A 22,733-nucleotide genomic window follows, 5' to 3' on the forward strand; every position below is an offset into this window, starting at 1 on the left:
CCCGCGCGGTTCCTCCCCCAACCTTCGGCCGGGGGTACCCCCAGCGCCCCTGACGGGGCGCTTTGCCCACCCCTTCTTCCCAGCTGTGGGCAGGCGTGCCGCAGGGCGGCACGGGTGGGCGCAGCGGCACCGTGCCAGTGCCGTAAATGACACCCCCCGCCCCCAGCCCGCCACTACGCGGACACGGACTCCGTAGTCGCCCCGCCCCGGGCCACGACCCTGCTCCTCGCGGCCAGCCAAGGCCGGTCCTGGACCTCGGTCAGCCGCTTGCCGAGCCGGATCGCCAGGACACTGATCCCCAGCGAGAACAGCAGGAACGTCACGACGTACGGCGTGGGCAGCGAGGCCCCCAGCGGCCCGCCCACCGCCGGCCCCACGGCCAGCGCAAGCTGCTTGACCAGCGCGAACGCCGAGTTGTACTGCCCGGCCATCCCCTCCGGCGCCAGGTCGGCCACCAGCGGGGCCACCGTCGGCGACAGCATCGCCTCGCCCAGCCCGAACAGCGCGTACGTCGACACGAACGCGGCCGTCGCCATCTCCTGGCTGCCGTGCCCCAGCCCCGCGTACGCGGCCGCGACCCACGCCACGGCCCAGATCAGCCCGACCCCGGCGATCACCCGCGACCGCCGCCGACGCTCGACGAACCTGAGCACGGCGAACTGCGCGACGACGATCATCAGGGTGTTCGCGGCGAGCGCGGTTCCCAGCGCGGACGTGGATATCCCCGCCGCCTCCACGCCGTACGCGCTCAGCCCGGACTCGAACTGCCCGTAGCACGCGAAGAACAGCACGAAGCCGAGCACGGACAGCTGCACCATCGCCCGGTTCCCGAGCAACTGCTTCCAGCTGCCCTTCGCCGACGCAGCGGCCGGCGCGGCCGCGATGCGCGGCGAGTGCGGCAGCCGCACCGTCGCCATCACGACGACCAGCAGCAGGAACATCGCCGCCTCGATCGCGAAGAGCAGGGTGAAGGAGGAGACCCTGGTCGTGTCGACGAGGTGGCCGCCTATGAGGCCACCGACGCCCAGTCCCAGGTTCTGCAGGAAGAACTGCGTCGCGAAGGCCCGGGACCGGGTCTCCGCCGTCGAGCAGTCCACGATCATCGTCGCCAGCGCCGGCTGCATCACGGCCTGGCCGGCCCCGAGCAGCGCTGCCGCGGCCAGCACCGCCGGGGCGCTCCCCGCCAGCCCCAGGCTCAGCGCGCCGACAGCGGCCGTCACCAGGGCGGTGAGGAGGACCGGCAGTGGGCCGCGCCGCACGATCGCCCGGCCGGCGAACGGCAGCACTATCAGCGCGGCCACGGCGAAGACGGCGAGCACGACACCCGCCGTCATGGCACCGAGCCCCCGCACCTGCGCCACGTAGACGTACAGGTAGGGGACGGTGAAGCCGAGCCCGAACGCGCTGAGTGCGTTGCCCACGTGGATCCGGCGCATCGCTGCGCCCATCGCCCTGGTCACGTTCACCTCTCTCAGGTCATCAAGTCGACGGACTGCTGAAGTCTGAAGACTTTGAAGCTAAAGTTCGAAGCTAAAGACTACATCCCGAAGGACTTCAACGCCAAGCCTGACCGTGCGATACTTCGGACCATGGCCGACACCACCGGCGCCGGCGAGCCGACGCTCGACGAGCAGATCGCCGCCTACCAGCGCGAGTTCCAGGACCTCGACCCCCAGGTCGAGAAGATCGTCTCGGCGCTGTCCCGGCTCAACCGCCGGATGAACGTCGCCTACGGCCGCCAGACCGGCGCCCTCGGGATCAGCAACGCGGAGTGGGAGGTCCTCAAGGCCCTCGTCCTCTCCGGGGTCCCCTACCGCATGGGCCCCAGCGAACTGGCCAAGCGCCTCGGCCTCACCCCGGCCGCGATGACCCACCGCATCGACCGGATGGTCGCCGAAGGACTCGTCACCCGGGAGAGGGACGAGTGCAACCGCGTCCGGGTGATCGTCGAGCTGACTCCCGAAGGGCGTGAGAAGTGGCTGGAGGCCATGCGTCTCGCCTCCGTCTTCGAGGAGGATCTGCTCCAGGACCTCTCGCCGGCGGAGCGCGCGGTGCTCGGCGAGGTCCTCACCCGGCTGCTCCGTCGCGTGGAGCACGCTCAGCCCGACGCCGGCGGCCGGCTCAGCGACCTGGACTGATGCCGCGACGCGCGGGTCATGGAAAAAATCTTGACAGGGGAGGGTTGACAGCCCCCTGGCCGATCCGTAATGTTCTTCGGGTTGCCGCGGAGCCGTAACGGTTCTGCGACAGCACCTCCGCCGCATACGCGGCACCCAAACCACCAGCACGATCTCCCGACCGGGTTGATTTCGGCGTGCCCGAATTCAATTCGATTTCGGGTCTCAGCGGTGCCCGGTCGGACCAGTAGGCCCGATTGGGAATCGCGGAGCGGATCCGCTAGGGTTTGGGACGTCGGAACGGCCCAACGGCCGCGAAGGCAACTCCCGCTGACTGGGAATCAGACGCCGAAAGGATCTGATAGAGTCGGAACCGCCGGAAAGGGAAACGCGAGAGCGGAAACCTGGAAAGCACCGAGGAAATCGGGTCGAGAAAAGATCTGATAGAGTCGGAAACGCAAGACCGAAGGGAAGCCCGGAGGAAAGCCCGAGAGGGTGAGTACAAAGGAAGCGACCGTTCCTTGAGAACTCAACAGCGTGCCAAAAGTCAACGCCAGATATGTTGATACCCCGTCTCCGGCCGTCACGGCTGGGGCGTGGTTCCTTTGAAGAATACACAGCGAGGACGCTGTGAACGGTCGGATCATTCCTCCGACTGTTCCGCTCTCGTGGTGTCGACCCGATTACGGGTAAACATTCACGGAGAGTTTGATCCTGGCTCAGGACGAACGCTGGCGGCGTGCTTAACACATGCAAGTCGAACGATGAACCACTTCGGTGGGGATTAGTGGCGAACGGGTGAGTAACACGTGGGCAATCTGCCCTTCACTCTGGGACAAGCCCTGGAAACGGGGTCTAATACCGGATATGAGCCTGGGAGGCATCTCCTGGGTTGTAAAGCTCCGGCGGTGAAGGATGAGCCCGCGGCCTATCAGCTTGTTGGTGAGGTAATGGCTCACCAAGGCGACGACGGGTAGCCGGCCTGAGAGGGCGACCGGCCACACTGGGACTGAGACACGGCCCAGACTCCTACGGGAGGCAGCAGTGGGGAATATTGCACAATGGGCGAAAGCCTGATGCAGCGACGCCGCGTGAGGGATGACGGCCTTCGGGTTGTAAACCTCTTTCAGCAGGGAAGAAGCGAGAGTGACGGTACCTGCAGAAGAAGCGCCGGCTAACTACGTGCCAGCAGCCGCGGTAATACGTAGGGCGCAAGCGTTGTCCGGAATTATTGGGCGTAAAGAGCTCGTAGGCGGCTTGTCACGTCGATTGTGAAAGCCCGAGGCTTAACCTCGGGTCTGCAGTCGATACGGGCTAGCTAGAGTGTGGTAGGGGAGATCGGAATTCCTGGTGTAGCGGTGAAATGCGCAGATATCAGGAGGAACACCGGTGGCGAAGGCGGATCTCTGGGCCATTACTGACGCTGAGGAGCGAAAGCGTGGGGAGCGAACAGGATTAGATACCCTGGTAGTCCACGCCGTAAACGGTGGGAACTAGGTGTTGGCGACATTCCACGTCGTCGGTGCCGCAGCTAACGCATTAAGTTCCCCGCCTGGGGAGTACGGCCGCAAGGCTAAAACTCAAAGGAATTGACGGGGGCCCGCACAAGCGGCGGAGCATGTGGCTTAATTCGACGCAACGCGAAGAACCTTACCAAGGCTTGACATACACCGGAAACGTCTGGAGACAGGCGCCCCCTTGTGGTCGGTGTACAGGTGGTGCATGGCTGTCGTCAGCTCGTGTCGTGAGATGTTGGGTTAAGTCCCGCAACGAGCGCAACCCTTGTCCCGTGTTGCCAGCAGGCCCTTGTGGTGCTGGGGACTCACGGGAGACCGCCGGGGTCAACTCGGAGGAAGGTGGGGACGACGTCAAGTCATCATGCCCCTTATGTCTTGGGCTGCACACGTGCTACAATGGCCGGTACAATGAGCTGCGATACCGTGAGGTGGAGCGAATCTCAAAAAGCCGGTCTCAGTTCGGATTGGGGTCTGCAACTCGACCCCATGAAGTCGGAGTCGCTAGTAATCGCAGATCAGCATTGCTGCGGTGAATACGTTCCCGGGCCTTGTACACACCGCCCGTCACGTCACGAAAGTCGGTAACACCCGAAGCCGGTGGCCCAACCCCTTGTGGGAGGGAGCTGTCGAAGGTGGGACTGGCGATTGGGACGAAGTCGTAACAAGGTAGCCGTACCGGAAGGTGCGGCTGGATCACCTCCTTTCTAAGGAGCATCTAGCTGCCGCGAGGCAGCCAGAGCCACTACGTCGGCAAATGTCCGACGGTGGTCAGCTCATGGGTGGAACGTTGACTACTCGGCCAGGTTTTCGGGTCGGAGGCTGCTAGTACTGCTCGTCAGAGCGTGGAACGCATGATCTCCGGACGGGAGTTGGCCGGGCACGCTGTTGGGTGTCTGAGGGAATGATCTTCCTTCAGTCGCCGGCCCCGGTGAAGCATCGCGTAAGCGGTGTGTGACGGGTGGCTGGTCGTTGTTTGAGAACTGCACAGTGGACGCGAGCATCTGTGGCCAAGTTTTTAAGGGCGCACGGTGGATGCCTTGGCACCAGGAACCGATGAAGGACGTGGGAGGCCGCGATAGTCCCCGGGGAGTCGTCAACCAGGCTTTGATCCGGGGGTTTCCGAATGGGGAAACCCGGCAGTCGTCATGGGCTGTCACCCGCTGCTGAACTCATAGGCAGTGTGGAGGGAACGAGGGGAAGTGAAACATCTCAGTACCCTCAGGAAGAGAAAACAACCGTGATTCCGGGAGTAGTGGCGAGCGAAACCGGATGAGGCCAAACCGTATGCGTGTGAGACCCGGCAGGGGTTGCGTATACGGGGTTGTGGGATCTCTCTTTTGCAGTCTGCCGGCTGTGAGACGAGTCAGAAACCGTTGATGTAGGCGAAGGACATGCGAAAGGTCCGGCGTAGAGGGTAAGACCCCCGTAGCTGAAACATTGACGGCTCGTTTGAGAGACACCCAAGTAGCACGGGGCCCGAGAAATCCCGTGTGAATCTGGCGGGACCACCCGCTAAGCCTAAATATTCCCTGGTGACCGATAGCGGATAGTACCGTGAGGGAATGGTGAAAAGTACCCCGGGAGGGGAGTGAAATAGTACCTGAAACCGTGTGCCTACAAGCCGTGGGAGCATCCTTGTGGTGTGACTGCGTGCCTTTTGAAGAATGAGCCTGCGAGTTTGCGGTGTGTTGCGAGGTTAACCCGTGTGGGGTAGCCGTAGCGAAAGCGAGTCCGAATAGGGCGTTGGAGTAGCACGCTCAAGACCCGAAGCGGAGTGATCTAGCCATGGGCAGGTTGAAGCGGAGGTAAGACTTCGTGGAGGACCGAACCCACCAGGGTTGAAAACCTGGGGGATGACCTGTGGTTAGGGGTGAAAGGCCAATCAAACTCCGTGATAGCTGGTTCTCCCCGAAATGCATTTAGGTGCAGCGTCGTGTGTTTCTTGCCGGAGGTAGAGCACTGGATAGGCGATGGGCCCTACCGGGTTACTGACCTTAGCCAAACTCCGAATGCCGGTAAGTGAGAGCGCGGCAGTGAGACTGTGGGGGATAAGCTCCATGGTCGAGAGGGAAACAGCCCAGAGCATCGACTAAGGCCCCTAAGCGTACGCTAAGTGGGAAAGGATGTGGAGTCGCAGAGACAACCAGGAGGTTGGCTTAGAAGCAGCCACCCTTGAAAGAGTGCGTAATAGCTCACTGGTCTAGTGATTCCGCGCCGACAATGTAGCGGGGCTCAAGCGTACCGCCGAAGTCGTGTCATTGCGATATGTACCCCCAACGGGGATCGTGATGGGTAGGGGAGCGTCGTCTGCCGGGTGAAGCAGCACCGGAAGGTAGTTGTGGACGGTTGACGAGTGAGAATGCAGGCATGAGTAGCGATTCACACGTGGGAAACGTGTGCGCCGATTGACTAAGGGTTCCTGGGTCAAGCTGATCTGCCCAGGGTAAGTCGGGACCTAAGGCGAGGCCGACAGGCGTAGTCGATGGATAACCGGTTGATATTCCGGTACCCGCTGTGAAGCGTCAAACATCGAACCCATTAATGCTAAGGCCGTGAAGCCGCCCTGGAGCCTTCGGGCAAAGGGGAGTGGTGGAGCCGCTGATCCAAGGTGGTAGTAGGTGAGTGATGGGGTGACGCAGGAAGGTAGTCCAGCCCGGGCGGTGGTTGTCCCGGGGTAAGGGTGTAGGCCGTGCGGTAGGTAAATCCGTCGCACTTTAAGGCTGAGACCTGATGCCGAGCCGATTGTGGTGAAGTGGATGATCCTATGCTGTCGAGAAAAGCCTCTAGCGAGTTTCATGGCGGCCCGTACCCTAAACCGACTCAGGTGGTCAGGTAGAGAATACCGAGGCGTTCGGGTGAACTATGGTTAAGGAACTCGGCAAAATGCCCCCGTAACTTCGGGAGAAGGGGGGCCACGCTTGGTGAGAGGACTTGCTCCTCGAGCTGGGGGTGGCCGCAGAGACCAGCGAGAAGCGACTGTTTACTAAAAACACAGGTCCGTGCGAAGCCGTAAGGCGATGTATACGGACTGACGCCTGCCCGGTGCTGGAACGTTAAGGGGACCGGTTAGCTCACTTTCGGGTGGGCGAAGCTGAGAACTTAAGCGCCAGTAAACGGCGGTGGTAACTATAACCATCCTAAGGTAGCGAAATTCCTTGTCGGGTAAGTTCCGACCTGCACGAATGGCGTAACGACTTCTCGACTGTCTCAACCATAGGCCCGGTGAAATTGCACTACGAGTAAAGATGCTCGTTTCGCGCAGCAGGACGGAAAGACCCCGGGACCTTTACTACAGTTTGATATTGGTGTTCGGTTCGGCTTGTGTAGGATAGCTGGGAGACTTTGAAGCGGCCACGCCAGTGGTTGTGGAGTCGTCGTTGAAATACCAGTCTGGTCGTGCTGGATGTCTAACCTGGGTCCGTGATCCGGATCAGGGACAGTGTCTGATGGGTAGTTTAACTGGGGCGGTTGCCTCCTAAAGAGTAACGGAGGCGCCCAAAGGTTCCCTCAGCCTGGTTGGCAATCAGGTGTTGAGTGTAAGTGCACAAGGGAGCTTGACTGTGAGACCGACGGGTCGAGCAGGGACGAAAGTCGGGACTAGTGATCCGGCGGTGGCTTGTGGAAGCGCCGTCGCTCAACGGATAAAAGGTACCCCGGGGATAACAGGCTGATCTTCCCCAAGAGTCCATATCGACGGGATGGTTTGGCACCTCGATGTCGGCTCGTCGCATCCTGGGGCTGGAGTCGGTCCCAAGGGTTGGGCTGTTCGCCCATTAAAGCGGTACGCGAGCTGGGTTTAGAACGTCGTGAGACAGTTCGGTCCCTATCCGCTGTGCGCGTAGGAGTCTTGAGAAGGGCTGTCCCTAGTACGAGAGGACCGGGACGGACGAACCTCTGGTGTGCCAGTTGTTCTGCCAAGGGCATGGCTGGTTGGCTACGTTCGGGAGGGATAACCGCTGAAAGCATCTAAGCGGGAAGCCTGCTTCGAGATGAGGACTCCCACCCACTTGATGGGGTAAGGCTCCCAGTAGACGACTGGGTTGATAGGCCGGATCTGGAAGCCAGGTAACTGGTGGAGGTGACCGGTACTAATAGGCCGAGGGCTTGTCCTCAGTTGCTCGCGTCCACTGTGTTAGTTCTGAGGCAACGACCGTGTTTTTTCCGGTCTGACTTCATAGTGTTTCGGTGGTCATAGCGTGAGGGAAACGCCCGGTTACATTCCGAACCCGGAAGCTAAGCCTCACAGCGCCGATGGTACTGCAGGGGGGACCCTGTGGGAGAGTAGGACACCGCCGAACAAATTTTGGAAAGAGCCCCACACCTCACGGTGTGGGGCTCTTTTGCGTTTCCGGAGAATTCGGAGAGTTCAGAAGGCGACGTCCGCCGTCTCGACCGTGCCGCCCTGTCGGCCCGGGGCCTCCTGCCAGCTCCAGTAGAGGTTCGTGTGCGAGATGACCTGCGCCGGGGCCGGCGCGCCGTACGCGGTGAGGTCCTCCGTGGTGTGGGCGTCGGCGACCAGCGTCGCGTCGTAGCCGCGGACCATCGCGCCGTGCAGGGTGGAGCGGATGCAGGCGTCGGTCTGGGCGCCGGTGACGACCAGGCGACCCACGCCGCGCTCGGCGAGTACGGACTCCAGCTCGGTGTCCTCGAAGGAGTCTCCGTAGCGCTTGTGGACGAGGGGCTCGGTGGCTTCGCGGACGAGTTCCGGGACGTACTGCCAGGGGGCGCTGTCCGGCTTCAGTTCGTCGCTGGCGTGCTGGATCCAGACGACGGGGACCGCCTCGGAACGGGCCCTGGCGAGCAGGGTGTTGATGTTGGCGATGACCTCGTCGCGGTTGTGGGAGCTGTCCACCACCCCGTTCTGTACGTCCACGATCAGCAGGGCGGTGTTCGGGCGGTTCGGGAGAGTCGTCATGGCGCCCACCGTAGACCGGGGCACTGACAGTCCGGCCGGCGAACCGAACGGGAAACCAGGTGAGGGCGGAGTGCGTTGGGCGTTAGCGTGGCCGTATGAGTCCTATGACCAGCGGTGATTACGTGATTCGCGCGATACGGGCCGACGAGTGGGAGGCCGTCAAGCGGCTGCGGCTCGTCGCGTTGCGGGATCCGGTTGCGGACATCGCGTTTCTTGAGACCTATGACGACGCCCTGAAGCGGCCGGACTCCTTCTACCGGGAGCGGGCGGCGAGTTCGGCCCAGGAGCCCAGTGGTGCGCGGCAGTTCATCGCCGAGACGGCGGACGGCGAGTGGGTCGGGACCGTGACCGTGCTGATCGAGGAGGCCGGGTCCACGGACTGGGCCGGGTTCCCCGTGGAGCGGCGGCAGGGACACGTGGTGGGGGTGTTCGTCCGGCCCGAGCACCGGGGGAGTGGGTTGCTCAAGGCGTTGTTCGACGCCGGTGTCGCGTGGGCGAGGGAGCAAGGTGCTCAGCGGGTGCGGCTGCTGGTGCACGAGGACAATCCGCGGGCTCAGGGCGCCTACCGGAAGGCCGGGTTCGTGCCGAGTGGGGTGAGCGTGCAGCTGGAGACGCATGCGGGGAAGCGGGAGTTCGAGCTCGTTCTGGAGTGGTAGGCCTAGACCGGCAGTTCCCGGTGCGGCCAGCGGGAGCGGGCCTGTTCGTGGGAACGGAGCAGGGCGAGGGACGGCAGGCCCTGGTCGGTGCCGGTGGCGAGCAGGTCGGGGAGCTGGGGCAGCGGGGCGACGGCCGCCACGTCGTCCAGGACCAGGGTCAGTGGTGGGTCGAGCCGACCGGAGGATGACCGTTCGGCCATGCGCCGGCCGCGCTCGACCACGCTGGAGACGAGGGCCGTCAGGAGGGGCATCGCGCCGGGGTTGGTCCTGGGGTCCTCGATGGATTCACCGACCACATAAAGCGTGCCCCCTTCGGCGACGAAGGAATCCAGGGCGAGGGCATCGGTTCGGTTGGGTGTGCAGGCCTCGCGGATGTTGACCGTGAAGAGGGCGGCGAGCGCGCGGGCCGTCAACTCCTGGGCGATGTCCCGGCGTTCGGGGTGGGAGGTGAGGGCGGCCTCCAGTTCGCCCGCGGCGCCGGGGGCGGCCTTCGGGTGGGTGCGGAGGGTCCGCACGGCGTCCTGGACGCCGGTGCCCTGGGCCCAGCGGTGGACGTGCCGGACCGTGCGGTTCTCCAGGGCGGCGGCGTGGAGGTAGCTGCGCAGGAGGGTCTCGGCCGTGTCGGTGACGGTCTGGTCGATCTTCGCGGTGGGCCGGACCGGGGCGAGGAGGGCCTGGGCGCGCTGGATCGCGGTGGGCTTGTCCTCGCAGTGGGCCGTGGGTGACCAGTGGAAGCGGGCGGGGGTGTCGCAGAGGTGGTTCGGGTCGTAGAGGAGGACGGGGCCGAGTTTGGCTCTGGCGTCCTTCGTCTCCGACCAGAGGGCGGGGTTCGAGGTGACGACGAGGGCGGGGCCCAGCGCGTCCTGGATCGCGTGGGTCGCGGTCGTCTGCCGGCTCTCCCGCGGTGCGACGTGGAGTCTGGTCCAGGTGCCCGGCCGGACGCCGTCGGCGGGAGCGGGGACGGGGGCCGGACGGGGGTCCTCCAGAGGGCGTCGGACGTCCTCCAAGGGGTGTCGGACGTCTTCCAGGGGGCGTTCCGGCTGTGCGGTGGGTGTGGGGACCGCCGGCGTCCGGAGCGCCTCCTGGAAGGCCGGTGGATAGGCCTCCTGGACGCTTTCCGCCTCGGAGGAGGGCTCCGGAACCGCGCCGGCGCGTCCCCCCTTCGCCGTCGCCGCCCGTCTTCTCCGGCCGGCCCGCCACCGGGCGATCGTCCCGAGGACGAACACGGTGAGGACGATCAGGACCATCAGCTGGCCGATGAAAAGGCCCCAGAACAGTCCCCAGCCGGCGAGCCGGTCCGCCGGTGTGTCCGGCCAGGCGCCCGTGATGTCGTGCGGGGAGCCGATGAGGTGGCGCATCGCCGGCGGGGTGTGGGAGAGGTCGACGGTCGACGGCCAGCCGCCGTGGGCGAACCAGGCCGCCAGTCCCGTCGCCGTCCACACCAGGATCGTGATGCCGAGCAGGAACCCGAGTATGCCGATCAGCAGGCCGTCGGGGATCCCGCCGCCCTGCTGGTCGTGTTCCCGCCGAGGGTCCGGTCTCACGAACGGCCTCCCTACGCCACCGTCGATTCGGAGTCGCCGAGGTGCTGCTCCACGAAGGCCGCGGCCCGCCGTTCCGCTTCCAGTTCGGCGGCGACCAGGGCGTCGTCCGCGGACAACAGGGTGTCGCTGGAGGACTCGGTCATCGCGCGGTCCGTGAAGACGAGCGGGCGTTCCGTCTCGGTGACCAGGTGTTTGACCACCTGGACGTTGCCGTTGACGTCCCAGACGGCGATGCCGGGGGTCAGGGTCGGGATGATCTCGACCGCCCAGCGGGGGAGGCCCAGCACGCGCCCGGTCGCTCGTGCCTCGTCCGCCTTCTGGGCGTAGACCGTCCTCGTCGACGCCATCTTCAGGATCGCCGCCGCCTCCTTGGCCGCCGCGCCGTCCACGACGTCGGAGAGGTGGTGGACGACCGCCACGAAGGACAGGCCGAGCCGGCGGCCGAACTTCAGCAGCCGCTGGAACAGCTGGGCCACGAACGGGCTGGCGATGATGTGCCAGGCCTCCTCGACCAGGAAGATGCGCTTCTTGCGGTCGGGGCGGATCCAGGTGTGCTCCAGCCACACGCCGACGATCGCCATCAGGATCGGCATGGCGATGGAGTTGCGGTCGATGTGGGAGAGGTCGAAGACGATGAGGGGGGCGTCGAGATCGATGCCGACCGTGGTCGGGCCGTCGAACATGCCGCGCAGGTCACCGTCGACCAAGCGGTCCAGGACCAGGGCGACGTCCAGGCCCCAGGCCCGTACGTCGTCTATGGCGACGTTCATCGCCTCGGCCGACTCCGGCTCGGGGTGCCGTAGCTGCTCGACGATGTCGGTCAGGACGGGCTGGCGGTCGAGGATCGACTCGTTGACGTAGGAGTGGGCGACCTTCAGCGCGAAACCCGCGCGCTCGTCGAGGCCGTGGCCCATCGCCACTTCGATGATGGTCCGCAGCAGCGCCAGCTGGCCCGTCGTGGTGATCGCCGGGTCCAGCGGGTTGAGCCGGATGCCGTGGTCGAGGGCGGCCATCGGGTCGAGCCGGATCGGCGTTATCCCCAGCTCTTCCGCGATGAGGTTCCACTCGCCGACGCCGTCCTCGCCCTGGGCGTCCAGGACGACGACCTGGCGGTCGCGGAAGCGGAGCTGGCGCAGGACGTAGGTCTTCTCCAGGGCCGACTTGCCGTTGCCGGACTCGCCGAGGACCAGCCAGTGCGGGGCGGGGAGTTGCTGGCCGTAGAGCTGGAAGGGGTCGTAGATGTAGCCCTTTCCGGAGTACACCTCGCGGCCGATGATCACGCCGGAGTCGCCGAGGCCGGGGGCGGCCGTGGGGAGGTAGACCGCCTGGGCCTGGCCGGTGGAGGTGCGGACCGGGGAGCGGGTCGTCTCGACCTTCCCGAACAGGAAGGACGTGAAGGCTTCGGTGAGGACGGACAGCGGGTCCCTCATCAGCGCATCAGCCTCTACCTTCGGATTCCGGTGGCGAAGGGCAGTGTGTTCACGAAGGCGCGGTGGTGCTCGCGGTCGCACCACTCGAGTTTCAGGTACGACTTTCCGGCGGACGCCCTTATCGTGCGCTTGTCGCGGTTGAGGGCCTCCGGGGTACGGGAGGAGACCGTGATGTAGCCGACCAGGTTGACGCCGGCCGCGCCGCTGGCCAGGTCCTCGCCGCGCTGGTCGAGGCGGTTGTGGGCGGCGATGTCGCGAGGGTCGACGGTCCGGTTCATCTTGGCGGCCCGGGACGCCTCCGCCTCGTCGTTGGTCTTCTCGGTGAGCATGCGCTCGATGGCGACCTCGGTGGGTTCGAGGTCCATGGTGACGGCGACCGTGCGGATGACGTCCGGGGTGTGGACCAGGAGCGGGGCTAGGAAGTTGACGCCGACCGGGGTCATCGGCCACTCCTTCACCCAGGCCGTGGCGTGGCACCAGGGCTCGCGGGTGCTGGACTCGCGGGTCTTCGCCTGGAGGAACGTGGGTTCCATGGCGTCGAGTTCGGCCGGCCAGGCGTTGCGCTGGGTCATCGCCTGGATGTGGTCGATGGGGTGGTCCGGGTCGTACATGGAGTGGATGAGCGAGGAGAGGCGGCCCTGGCCGAGGGGCTGGCGGACGCGGATGTCCGCCTCTTGGAGGCGCGAGCAGATGTCCGTCAGTTCGCGGGCCATGACGACCGCGAGGCCGGCGTCGCGGTCCAGCTTGCGGCCGGACTGGGGGCGGGACGCGCGGGCCATGGCCTGGGCCTCGGCGGCCAGTTCGCGGGAGTAGTGCATGCAGGCGACGAGGTAGGCGCGGTGCTGCTCGCTGCTGGTGGAGACCATGGACTGGAGCTGGTCGTAGGAGCGGGACAGCCAGTCCGGGGCCTTGTCGTCGCCGCGCTGGGCGACGTCCTTGGCGTGCGCGTCGGGGTCGGCCGGGAGGGTGCGGGCGAGCATCTGGAGGCGGGTGACGAAGCCGTCGCCGTTGGCCACGTGCTTGAGGAGGGTGCCGAAGCGGTCGACGAGGGCCTCCTGGTCCTCGGAGTCGCGCAGGCCGACGCCGGGGCCCTCGATCTCGATGGCGGCGGTGACCGTCTTGCGGTCCGCGTGCAGGAGTACGGCGATCTCGTCGGGGCCGAAGGGCGCGGCGAGCCAGGTGATGCGGCCGATGCCGGGCGGCGGGCCGATCTCGACCTCACGGCCGTCGAGGCGGGTGCCGGCCTCGGACGCGGTGGAGCGGTAGACGGTGCCGTTGCGCAGCGTCCGCTTGAAACTGCGGTTGATCTCGAACCACTTGTAGAACGTGCGGCGCTTGTAGGGCACGTAGACCGCGGCCAGTGCGATCAGCGGGAAGCCCATCAGCAGCACGATCCGCAGGGAGAGCACCGGGACGAGGAGCCCGCACATCATGCCGAGGAACGCGCCCGCGATGATGAGCACGATCTCGCCGGATTCACGGTTCCTGCCGATGATCGCGTTCGGCCGGGCACGGCCGATGAGATACGTACGGCGGGGCGTGATCGGATGGGACAGGTGGGACTCTGTCGTCAACGCCCTTCACCTCCCGAGCTGTTGTTGCGGGTGTTGCTGGCGTGCGGGGTGTTCGCCGGGCTGGGCGCCCGGGGTGCGGGTGCGGCGGAGGGGACAGTTCCGCCGCCACCACCGTTCGGGGTGCGCGTGCTGTGCGCGGCGACGCCGCCCGAGGCCGGGTTGGCCGGGCGGGCTCCGGAGGCGCCGGAACCGCCGCCCCCGCCGCCGTTGTTGTCGGTGCGGGCGCTGTGGGTTCTGATGCCCTGGGCGACCAGGTTGGCGGGGCTGCTGATGACGGCGGCGGCCTTGCCCTCGGCGCCCGACATGATGCGGTTGCTGCGGCCGGCCGCGATCTCGTCGCCGAAGCCGGGTACGAAGCGGTAGATCATCGCGCTGGCGAAGATGGCGAGCAGGATGATGGCGAGGCCGGAGACGACCGCGGAGAAGGAGTCCGGGCCGCCGTCGGAGGACAGGGCGCCGGCGAGGCCGAGCACTATCACGATGACCGGCTTGACGAGGATGACGGCGATCATGATGCCGGCCCAGCGGCGGACGTGGCCCCACAGGTTCTTGTCGACGAGTCCGGCGTAGACGACGGTGCCGAGGAGGGCGCCGACGTAGAGCAGGGCGGCCCTGATGACGAGCTCCAGCCAGAGGACGCCGGCGGCGAGGATGCTGACGAGGGAGACGACGATCAGCATGATCGGGCCGCCCCCTATGTCGGTGCCCTTGCCGAGGGCGCCGGAGAAGGTGCCGAAGAACGTGTCGGTCTGGTCGCCGGTGGTCTTGGCGAGGACGTCGGTGACGCCGTCGGTGGCCGAGACGACCGTGTAGAGGATCAGCGGGGTGAAGGCGGAGGCCAGGACGGTGAGCCAGAGGAAGCCGATGGCCTCGGAGACGGCGGTGGAGAGGGGGACGCCTCGTACCGCGCGCTTGGCCACGGCCAGCAGCCACAGGAGCAGGGTGAGGATCGTCGACGCGGCGAAGACCACGGCGTACTGCTGGAGGAACTTCTCGTTGGTGAAGTCGACGTTCGCGGTCTCCTTGACGGCGCCGCTGAGCTTGTCGATGGTCCAGGAGGCGGCCTTGGCACAGCCCTGCCCGAGGGAGGTGAGGGGGTCGAGGGTGGAGGTGAGGGGGTCGGTGGTGGAGCCGGTGCCGCCGCCGGAGCCGCTCTCGCAGAGCTGCAGGGACGGGCCGGTGATTCCGGCGCAGTTGTTGCTGCTCGGCGTGGCGGACGGGGTGGCGGTCGGTGACGGGTCCGCGAAGGCGCGGGTGGCCAGAAGGATGGCGGAGGCCTGCACGGAGGCCACCAGGCCGGTCAGCTTGAGCACGCGGTGCTGGCTAGCGGGCATAGGTGAACCCTCCGAATTCCTGGACCGCCTTGCTGATCTCGTCGGTCCCGGAGACGGGGTTGTCTCCGGTGACCGGGGTGGGACCGGTCGTCTGGCTGGACTCCAGGACCTTCCAGTCGCCGTCGCTCCAGTTCAGCTTCATGGTGATGGTGAACCAATTGCTGGTGACCGGGGTGGTGGACTTCTCACCGGCCATGCCGAACAAACCGTTGCACCAGACCTCGACGGTGGCGGCGGCGTCGCTGTACGCCGTGACCTTGGTGCCGGCGGGCAGTGTGCGGTTGACGAAGGTGCTGCCCTGGGGGGCGGTGCCGTCGGCGTTGAGACCGGCCTTCTTCAGGAAGTCGGCCGAGTAGTCGGCGTCGAAGCCGGACAGCATGCTGTTCATCACGTTGGGGTCGGCGACGGTCTGCACGATCGCGTGCCGGGTGGCCGTGATGAACATGCCGTCGGAGCCCAGCGCCGTCGCGTAGTTGGCCGCCGCGCTCTGCGCGCCCTGCTGGCTGTGCGCGTATCCCGTCGGGATCCCGTCGCTCTTCGTCTCCACCGGCTTGGTGCCGCTGGCCGCCGTCGAGGAGGTGACCGGTCCGCTGCCGTTGCCGGTGCTGCCGTTGCCGGTGGTGTCCGAGGAGCCGTCGTTGCCGCCTCTGTTCGCGAAGGCGATCGCCGCGATGAGGAGGACGACGACGCCGACGACCGTGACCAGGCTCCGGGAGGAGGAGCGGCCGCCGCGCCGGGAGGCGCCGCCGTACGGGTCGCCCTCGGGCAGCCGGGTGCGGGTGTGGCCGGTCTCCGGGTAGCCGGGCTCGTCTCCGAGGCTCATGCCGGGTACTCCCCCTCCACGTCGTACCGGAACGCGTAGCAGTACGACGGTAGCCGTGCTGGTTCCCGCGCGGGCGCGGTGTGGTGACTCGACATCAGGGAGACGCAACCTCGGAGCGGGGGATACGGAGGTCCAGGCAGCTAGACGGCCATGCCGTACACGATGGTGAACAGGGTGCCGAGTGAGCCGATGATGAAGACTCCGGTCAGTCCGGCGATGATGAGGCCCTTGCCCTGTTCGGCGCTGAAGGTGTCACGGAGGGCCGTGGCGCCGATGCGCTGTTTGGCGGCACCCCAGACGGCGATGCCGAGGCAGAGCAGGATGGCGACGGCCATGACCACCTGGATCATCGTCTTCGCTTCGTTGCCCAGGCTGCCGAAGGGGCCCCAGTCCGGAGCGATTCCGCCGATGATGGTGTTGATGTCACCCTTGTCGGCTGCAAGGAACATGTAAGTCACCGCCCCTGGTGGGTAGTTCTCTCCGCCCCTGCCCGGTGCAGAGGTCACGCATCATTCTCGCCGACAACGCCGCCGGAGTATGTCGACTTGACGTCATTGATTGGCGGGTTTCGTACGAAGGGATCGTACGGTCACTCTGTGTATCACGGCAGGTCACGCCGGGCAATGAGGCCTGGGCGGAACCTGTGGTGTAGTTCCGTCGTTGTGCCCTTTTACTACCTGGCGGGGTTTTTGACGGCCAGTCGGGTGAATGCCACCGTCCCGATGTTCTCATGACGAACGGGCCGCGGCTGGTTGCCGCGACCCGTCGGAGGGGGTGGTCGTCACTAGTTGGCGAAGGCGGTGATGCCCTCGGGGGTGCCCCAGCCGGTCGGGCCGTCGTAGCCCGACTTCGCGGTGCAGTAGTAGGAGACGGAGCAGGAGCCGTTGCTGCCGCTCGTCACGTCGTTGAGGTACGAGGTGCCCGCGTAGTCGTAGGGGTACTGGGCGGGGTAGGTGCCGCCGGCCGGGGTGCCGGCGAGGGCGTAGACGCCGGCGATGATCGGCGCGGAGACGCTGGTGCCGCCGAAGGTGTACCAGCCGGCGGTGACGCCGTAGGAGTCGTAGACGGAGACGCCGGTGGCCGGGTCGGCGACCGCGGAGACGTCGGAGATCATGCGCTTGGTGCAGCTGGTGTCGGTCTGCCAGGTGGGCTTGGCGTCGTAGGAGGAGCAGCCGGAGCCGGTGCCCTCGGTGCTGGACGTCTTCCAGGCGGACTCGGTCCAGCCGCGGGTGGTGGAGGAGGTGGACAGCTTGGTGCCACCGACCGAGGTGACGTACCGGGAGGCGGCCGGGTACTCGGCGCCGTAACCGCTGTCACCGGCGGAGACGGTGATGGCGACACCGGTGTGGTTGAAGTACGAGGAGTCGTACGAGGTGTCCGAGGAGGACTCGCTGCCGCCGTAGCTGTTGGAGACGAACTTCGCGCCCAGGGTGACCGCCTCGTTCACCGCGGTGCCCAGGTTGGCCATCGTGGCGCTGGTGGCCTCGACGAGCAGGATCTTGCAGTTCGGGCAGATGGCGGAGGCCATGTCGAGGTCGAGGGAGATCTCCTCGGACCAGCCGGAGTCGGAGGAGGGCAGCGAGGTGGTGGAGCCGGTCTGGCTGACCTTCTTGAAGCAGCCGTTGGCCGTGGTGCAGGCGGAGAGGCCGTAGTACGAGCGGTAGGTCGCGAGGTCGGACTCGGCGTTCGGGTCGTTGTACGCGTCGACGATCGCGATGGTCTCGCCCGAGCCGTTGGAGGCCGCGGCGGAGGTGAGGCCGTAGGCCGACCGGAGGTTGGTCGGGCTGTAGCCGGAGGGGGTGGACGCGTCGGCGGCCTTGGGGGTGATGCCGGTCTTCGCGGCCTGCTGCTTCTGGTAGGCGGTGAGGCCGCCGGTGACGCGGTAGGAGTTGCAGGCGAGTTCGCCCGTGTGCTTGGGAGTGGCGCAGGGGGTCGCGGTGTAGGTCACCTTGGACGACGCCGTGGGTGCCGCGTCGGCCTGGACGGCGCTGCCGAAGCCGGCGAACACCAGCGCGGCCAAGGCCGTTGCGGCGGCGCCGATCCGGCGCCGGCTACCGCGGGTGGACGGTCTGTCGGGGAGCGTGGAACGCATGCGTGCAGCCTCCTGAGTTCCGGTACTGGGGGTGGGAACAGGGGCGGTGCGGGTGCGATCTGGTGCTTTCGCCGTCGGTATGGGGGTTCGGCGGCGAGGGCGACGGCCCGCGAAGAGAATCCTTTGTTGAGTACGCGACAACAAGGGGCTACTGGAATCCTGACTTCCGCATTGCCGAACGGGGCCTTCGCGTGACCCTTCGATGGCGCCCCGTTGGATCGCGGGTGACGGGTGCTTGACCCAACTCACAGCAGATTCACGGGAGTTGTCCGAGGGCAAGCAACCGTGGCGGTCGGGCACGTGAAAGACGGGCCACGGCCGGATGCCGTGGCCCGTCTCTCTTTCCCTGCCGCCGAGGGGACCCCACGTCCCCCTCACGGTGGCGGCTCCCCGTGACCCGACGGGGAGGTCGATCGGTGACGGGCTCAGCCGGTGAAGGCGTCGAGCCCCTCGGGGGTGCCCCAGCCGGTCGGGCCGTCGTAGCCCGACTTCGCGGTGCAGAAGTACGAGGTGGAGCAGGTGCCGTTGTTGCCGCTCGTCACGTCGTTGAGGGCGGAGGTGCCGGCCGCGGCGTACGGGTACTCGGCCGGGTAGTCGCTGCTGCCAGGGGTGCCGGCCAGGGCGTAGACCGAGGCGATCAGCGGCGAGGAGGCGCTGGTGCCGCCGTAGGTGTTCCAGCCGGTGCCGTCGGATCCGTAGCTGTCGTAGACGGAGACGCCGGTGGCCGGGTCGGCGACCGCGGAGACGTCGGCGATCATGCGCTTGGAGCAGCTCGCGTCCGTCTGCCAGGTGGGCTTGGCGTCGTAGGCGGAGCAGCCGGAGCCGGTGCCCTCGGTGCTCGACGTCTTCCAGACCGACTCCGTCCAGCCGCGGCTGTTGGAGGAGGTCTTCAGGGCGGTGCCGCCGACGGCGGTCACGTAGCGGGAGGCGGCCGGGTACTCGGCGCCGTAGCCCTCGTCACCGGCGCTCGCGGTGATGGCCACGCCCGCGTGCTTGTAGTACGAGGTGTCGTACGACGTGTCCGAGGACGACTCGGAGCCGCCGTAGCTGTTCGACACGAACTTGGCGCCCAGCTTGACGGCCTCGTTCACCGCGGTGCCCAGGTTGGCGTCGGAGGCCGACTTCGCCTCGACGAGCAGGATGTTGCAGTTCGGGCAGGTCGCGCTGACCATGTCGAGGTCGAGCGACTCCTCGCCCGCCCAGCCGCTGTCGGCGGAGGGGAGGGAGGTCGTGGAGCCGGTCTGGGAGACCTTCTTGAAGCAGCCGTTGCCGGTCGTGCAGTCCGGCAGGCCGTAGTACGAGCGGTAGGTCGCGAGGTCTTCCTCGGCGTTCGGGTCGTCGTACGCGTCGACGATCGCGACGGTCTCGCCCGAGCCGTTGGAGGCGGCGGCGTCCGTCAGACCGTAGGCGGACTGGATGTCGCTCGGGCCGTAACCGGTGGGGGAGTCGGAGGCGGCGTCCGGCTTGACGGTCTTCGGCGTGACGCCCTTGAGGGCGGCCTGTCTCTCCATGAACGCGGTGGTGCCGCCGGTGACCCTGAGGGCGTTGCAGGCGGCGAAGCCGGCCTTCGGGGCGGCGCCGCAGCCGGCCTTCTCGTACTGGACGTGGGCCTTGGCGACCTGGGCGGCGATGGCCTTGGCGCTGACCTTGTGGGTCGCGGCGGCGGTCGCGGGGGCGGCGCTGGCGTGGGCCGCGGTGCCGAAGCCGGCCACGAGAAGCGCGGCGGTGGCGGCGGCTGCCGAACCGAGCTGACGCCATCTACGGCGTATGTGGGGGGAGGTGGGGGTGGGCGTACGCAACGTACAGCCTCCTGGGAGAGGTGGGACAGAGGCCTGCGGGTGGGGGACCACCGGCCTGGTTGCCGGTGGGGGGCGGCGGCCCGCGACGAACCATCCCCTTGTTGAGTACGCGACAACAAGGTGGGTTTCGGAATCCTGACTTCCGCGTTACTGAAGCGCGGGATGGGCTTACTGATCATTGGGGCCCGGATGGCCGCACGTTGGGGCTCGGTTGACCCGAAGCCCCTTCGGGGCGGGGTCCAATGCGCGTTGATCGGGGCGTACCGCGCCGTTGAGCGACCTGAACTGAGCCCGGATCAGCGGGGTTTGAGGCCGTGCAGGACGAGGTGGACGTGCCGGTCCAGGCCGGCCAGGACCGCGTCCGGCGCGAGGGTGCCGTTGGTGGCGAGCGCGGCCAGGCCGTGGATGCTGGCCGCGGCCGTGAGGGTGACGGCCTCCGGGTCGCCCTGGACGATCTCGCCGCGCCGCTGGGCGTCGGCCACCAGCACGACGAAGGAGCTCAGGGAGAGCTCGGCGGCGGCCGCGAGGTCGGTGCCGACGTCCGGGGCGTGCTTGCGGGAGTACATCAGCTCCAGCAGCTCGGGGTTGGCGACGGCGAAGTCGACGTAGGCGCGGGCGAGCGCGGTCATGCGCTGTTCGAGGGCGGCGTCCGGGAGGTCCGCGGCGGCCAGGGTCTGGTTCAGCCGCTCGTACCCGCTGAGCGCGAGCGCGTCCAGCAGGGCCTGCTTGTCCCTGAAGTGCCGGCCGGGGGCGGCGTGGCTCACCCCGGTGTCGCGGGCCAGTTCGCGCAGGGAGAGTGCGGCGGTGCCCTTCTCGCGCAGGGTGCGCTCGGCGCTCGTGAGCAGGGCGGCGCGCAGGTCTCCGTGGTGGTAGGGGCGGCTTTGCGGCATGGGGGCCATCGTAGCCCGATGTAGTCGCTGCCAGCTTTGTAGGCGGCGTCACCTTTGTTGTCGTTGCCACCTTTGTTGTCGTTGACAGCATTGTTGTCGACGCCTACATTGGCGGGCATGGCTGAGAAGAATCGCAAATGGAACGCGTCCGACCTCCCCGCACTCGCCGGCCGTACGGCCGTGGTCACCGGTGCCAACAGTGGCCTCGGCTTCACGGCCACGGACGCGCTGGCCCGGGCGGGTGCGCACGTGGTGCTGGCGGTACGGGACCCGGAGCGCGGGCGGGCGGCCGCGGCGCGGGTGAACGGCAGCACCGAGGTGCGCCGCCTGGACCTGGCCGACCTCTCCTCGGTACGCGAGTTCGCCGCGGGCTGGGACCGGCCGCTGGACCTCCTGGTCAACAACGCGGGCGTGATGATGCTCCCGGAGCTGCGTACCAAGGACGGCTTCGAGATGCAGTTCGGCACCAATCACCTGGGCCACTTCGCGCTGACGAACCTGCTGCTGCCCTACGTCACGGACCGCGTGGTCACCGTCTCCTCGGGCCTGCACCGGGGCGGCGACGGAGTGATCCACTTCGACAACGTGAACCTCGAGGGCGCCTACACCCCGACCCGCGCCTACGCCCAGTCCAAGCTGGCCAACCTGTTGTTCGTGCTGGAACTCCAGCGCCGGCTGACGGAGGCCGGCTCCCGGGTCCGTGCCCTCGCCGCCCACCCGGGCTACGCGGCCACCAACCTGCAGAGCCACACCGCCAACCCGCTGGCCCGCCTGGGCATGCGGCTCGGCAACCGCCTCTTCGCCCAGGACGACCGCGCGGGCACCCTTCCCACGCTGTACGCGGCGACCCAGGACCTGCCGGGCGCGAGCTATGTCGGCCCGGACGGCCTGGGCGAGATGAGGGGAGCGCCGGCCCTGGTCGCCCGCAGCGCGGCGGCGAGCGACCCGGCGGCGGCCCGCAGGCTGTGGACGCTGTCGGAGGAGCTGACGGGAGTGCGGTGGCCGCTGGGCGTCGAGGCCGCGTGAACGCCGGCCCGTCCTGGTGACCGCCCAGTTGCCGGACTCCCGGCCGGCCTGTCACGGCACCCGGATACGGTGAGCGGACACGACGGATGCGACGGGTACGACGGTTCTGCGGGAGGTGGCCGGATGAGCGGCGGCGCCGTGGACTTCTCGCTCGGCGGGCGGACGGCCCTGGTGACCGGCTCCGTGCGGGGGCTGGGCCTGGAGATGGCGCGGGGGCTGGCGGGCGCCGGTGCGCACGTGGTCCTCAACGGCCGGGACGCCGCGACGCTGGAGGAGGTGGCGGCGGGCCTGCGCGAGCACGACGGCCTGGACGTCTCGGGCGCCGCCTTCGACGTCACCGACCGCGAGGCGGCCGAGGAGGCGGTGACCGCCCTCGGCGCGATCGACATCCTTGTCAACAACGTGGGCCACCGGGACCGCAGGGGCGTCGAGGAGATGGCGCCGGACGAGCTGTCCGCGCTGCTCGACGTCCACCTGACGTCGGCGTACGCGCTGAGCCAGACGGTCGCCCGGGGCCTGGCCGAGCGGGGCACCCCGGGCCGCATCATCAACGTCTCGTCCGTCGTCGGCCAGCTCGGCCGCATCGGCGACGTCGCCTACGCCACGGCGAAGGCGGGCCTCGACGGCCTGACCCGGGCCCTCGCCGCCGACCTCGGCCCCAGCGGCACCACGGTCAACTCGGTGGCCCCGGGCACCTTCGCCACCGAGGTCAACGCGGAGCTGGCCGAGGACCCGGAATGGAACAGGTGGCTCCGCACCCGCACCGCCCTCGGCCGCTGGGGCCGCCCGGCCGAGATCGCGGGCATCGTCGTCTTCCTGGCGAGCGACGCGGCGTCCTTCATCACGGGGCAGACGATCGCGGTGGACGGGGGGATGACGACGACGTTCTGAGCGCGGGGCGACAGTCGGCAAAGCGCCGACAGAAGACCCCGACGACCACGTGACGCCGGAACTGATCGTGCTGCACCCCCCGACGACGGCCCCTACCACGCTGTCGTGACCGACGGGTTCCCGCT

Annotated in this window: 15 protein-coding genes and 3 rRNA genes; 7 read left to right on the plus strand and 11 right to left on the minus strand. The window is 67.4% G+C overall.

The annotated features are described in order from the left end of the window. Positions 1-173: 173 nt before the first annotated feature. Positions 174-1,448, minus strand: coding sequence for an MFS transporter (locus BLW82_RS22675; protein ID WP_177233309.1), 1,275 nt, complete (start codon positions 1,446-1,448; stop codon positions 174-176). A 141-nt stretch (positions 1,449-1,589) separates the two neighbouring features. On the opposite strand from BLW82_RS22675, the gene BLW82_RS22680 reads away from it, so the two are divergent. From BLW82_RS22680 to rrf, 4 genes are all read left to right on the plus strand, one after another. Then, positions 1,590-2,138: a MarR family winged helix-turn-helix transcriptional regulator gene (locus tag BLW82_RS22680; RefSeq protein ID WP_093501193.1), complete on the plus strand. Its 549-nt coding sequence runs from the start codon at positions 1,590-1,592 to the stop codon at positions 2,136-2,138. Between the two features lie 675 nt (positions 2,139-2,813). After that, positions 2,814-4,338, plus strand: a 16S ribosomal RNA gene (locus BLW82_RS22690). Positions 4,339-4,639: 301 nt separating this feature from the next. Next, positions 4,640-7,746, plus strand: a 23S ribosomal RNA gene (locus BLW82_RS22695). Between the two features lie 69 nt (positions 7,747-7,815). Beyond that, positions 7,816-7,932, plus strand: a 5S ribosomal RNA gene (gene rrf, locus BLW82_RS22700). Together the 16S, 23S and 5S rRNA genes form the textbook arrangement of a ribosomal RNA operon. Before the next feature lie 68 nt (positions 7,933-8,000). Here rrf and BLW82_RS22705 read toward each other — a convergent pair. After that, positions 8,001-8,549, minus strand: a complete 549-nt coding sequence (locus BLW82_RS22705) for a cysteine hydrolase family protein (RefSeq protein ID WP_093501196.1) — start codon at positions 8,547-8,549, stop codon at positions 8,001-8,003. Between the two features lie 95 nt (positions 8,550-8,644). On the opposite strand from BLW82_RS22705, the gene BLW82_RS22710 reads away from it, so the two are divergent. Beyond that, the gene (locus BLW82_RS22710) at positions 8,645-9,205 is read left to right on the plus strand and encodes a GNAT family N-acetyltransferase (protein WP_256215916.1); all 561 of its coding nucleotides are present in this window, start codon (positions 8,645-8,647) and stop codon (positions 9,203-9,205) included. 2 nt (positions 9,206-9,207) lie between these two features. Here the strand turns inward: BLW82_RS22710 and BLW82_RS22715 are convergent, their stop codons facing one another. From BLW82_RS22715 to BLW82_RS22755, 9 genes are all read right to left on the minus strand, one after another. Further along, complete coding sequence (locus tag BLW82_RS22715; RefSeq protein WP_093501200.1) at positions 9,208-10,749, minus strand: type IV secretory system conjugative DNA transfer family protein; 1,542 nt, start codon at positions 10,747-10,749, stop codon at positions 9,208-9,210. A gap of 11 nt (positions 10,750-10,760) precedes the next feature. Then, on the minus strand, positions 10,761-12,179 hold the full coding sequence (locus BLW82_RS22720; RefSeq protein ID WP_093501202.1) for an ATP-binding protein: 1,419 nt from the start codon (positions 12,177-12,179) through the stop codon (positions 10,761-10,763). A 14-nt stretch (positions 12,180-12,193) separates the two neighbouring features. Beyond that, a complete protein-coding gene (locus tag BLW82_RS22725) occupies positions 12,194-13,753 on the minus strand; it encodes an SCO6880 family protein (RefSeq protein WP_093501204.1) in 1,560 nt (519 codons plus the stop codon). Continuing rightward, positions 13,750-15,087 carry a hypothetical protein gene (locus BLW82_RS22730; RefSeq protein WP_093501206.1) on the minus strand — a complete coding sequence of 446 codons (1,338 nt, stop codon included), beginning with the start codon at positions 15,085-15,087 and terminating at the stop codon, positions 13,750-13,752. The genes BLW82_RS22725 and BLW82_RS22730 overlap by 4 nt, the downstream gene beginning before the upstream one ends. Further along, entirely contained in the window at positions 15,077-15,910 is an 834-nt protein-coding gene (locus BLW82_RS22735; RefSeq protein WP_093501208.1) for a DUF8175 domain-containg protein, read from the minus strand. Before BLW82_RS22735 ends, BLW82_RS22730 begins: the two co-directional genes overlap by 11 nt. 140 nt (positions 15,911-16,050) lie before the next feature. After that, a complete protein-coding gene (locus BLW82_RS22740; protein WP_089101683.1) occupies positions 16,051-16,359 on the minus strand; it encodes a hypothetical protein in 309 nt (102 codons plus the stop codon). Positions 16,360-16,694: 335 nt separating this feature from the next. Beyond that, positions 16,695-18,002, minus strand: a complete 1,308-nt coding sequence (locus BLW82_RS22745) for a S53 family peptidase (protein WP_093501210.1) — start codon at positions 18,000-18,002, stop codon at positions 16,695-16,697. 425 nt (positions 18,003-18,427) lie between these two features. After that, entirely contained in the window at positions 18,428-19,801 is a 1,374-nt protein-coding gene (locus BLW82_RS22750; RefSeq protein WP_093501213.1) for a S53 family peptidase, read from the minus strand. Between the two features lie 296 nt (positions 19,802-20,097). Beyond that, on the minus strand, positions 20,098-20,700 hold the full coding sequence (locus tag BLW82_RS22755; RefSeq protein ID WP_093501215.1) for a TetR/AcrR family transcriptional regulator: 603 nt from the start codon (positions 20,698-20,700) through the stop codon (positions 20,098-20,100). Positions 20,701-20,808: 108 nt separating this feature from the next. On the opposite strand from BLW82_RS22755, the gene BLW82_RS22760 reads away from it, so the two are divergent. Together BLW82_RS22760 and BLW82_RS22765 are read left to right on the plus strand one after the other, a co-directional pair. Beyond that, positions 20,809-21,717 (plus strand): oxidoreductase, encoded by a 909-nt coding sequence (locus BLW82_RS22760; protein WP_093501217.1) that lies wholly within the window; start codon positions 20,809-20,811, stop codon positions 21,715-21,717. Between the two features lie 123 nt (positions 21,718-21,840). Further along, positions 21,841-22,608, plus strand: a complete 768-nt coding sequence (locus tag BLW82_RS22765) for an SDR family oxidoreductase (protein WP_093501219.1) — start codon at positions 21,841-21,843, stop codon at positions 22,606-22,608. Positions 22,609-22,733 lie beyond the last annotated feature (125 nt).

It is taken from the genome of Streptomyces sp. Ag109_O5-10 (assembly GCF_900105755.1).
Classification (GTDB): Bacteria; Actinomycetota; Actinomycetes; order Streptomycetales; family Streptomycetaceae; genus Streptomyces.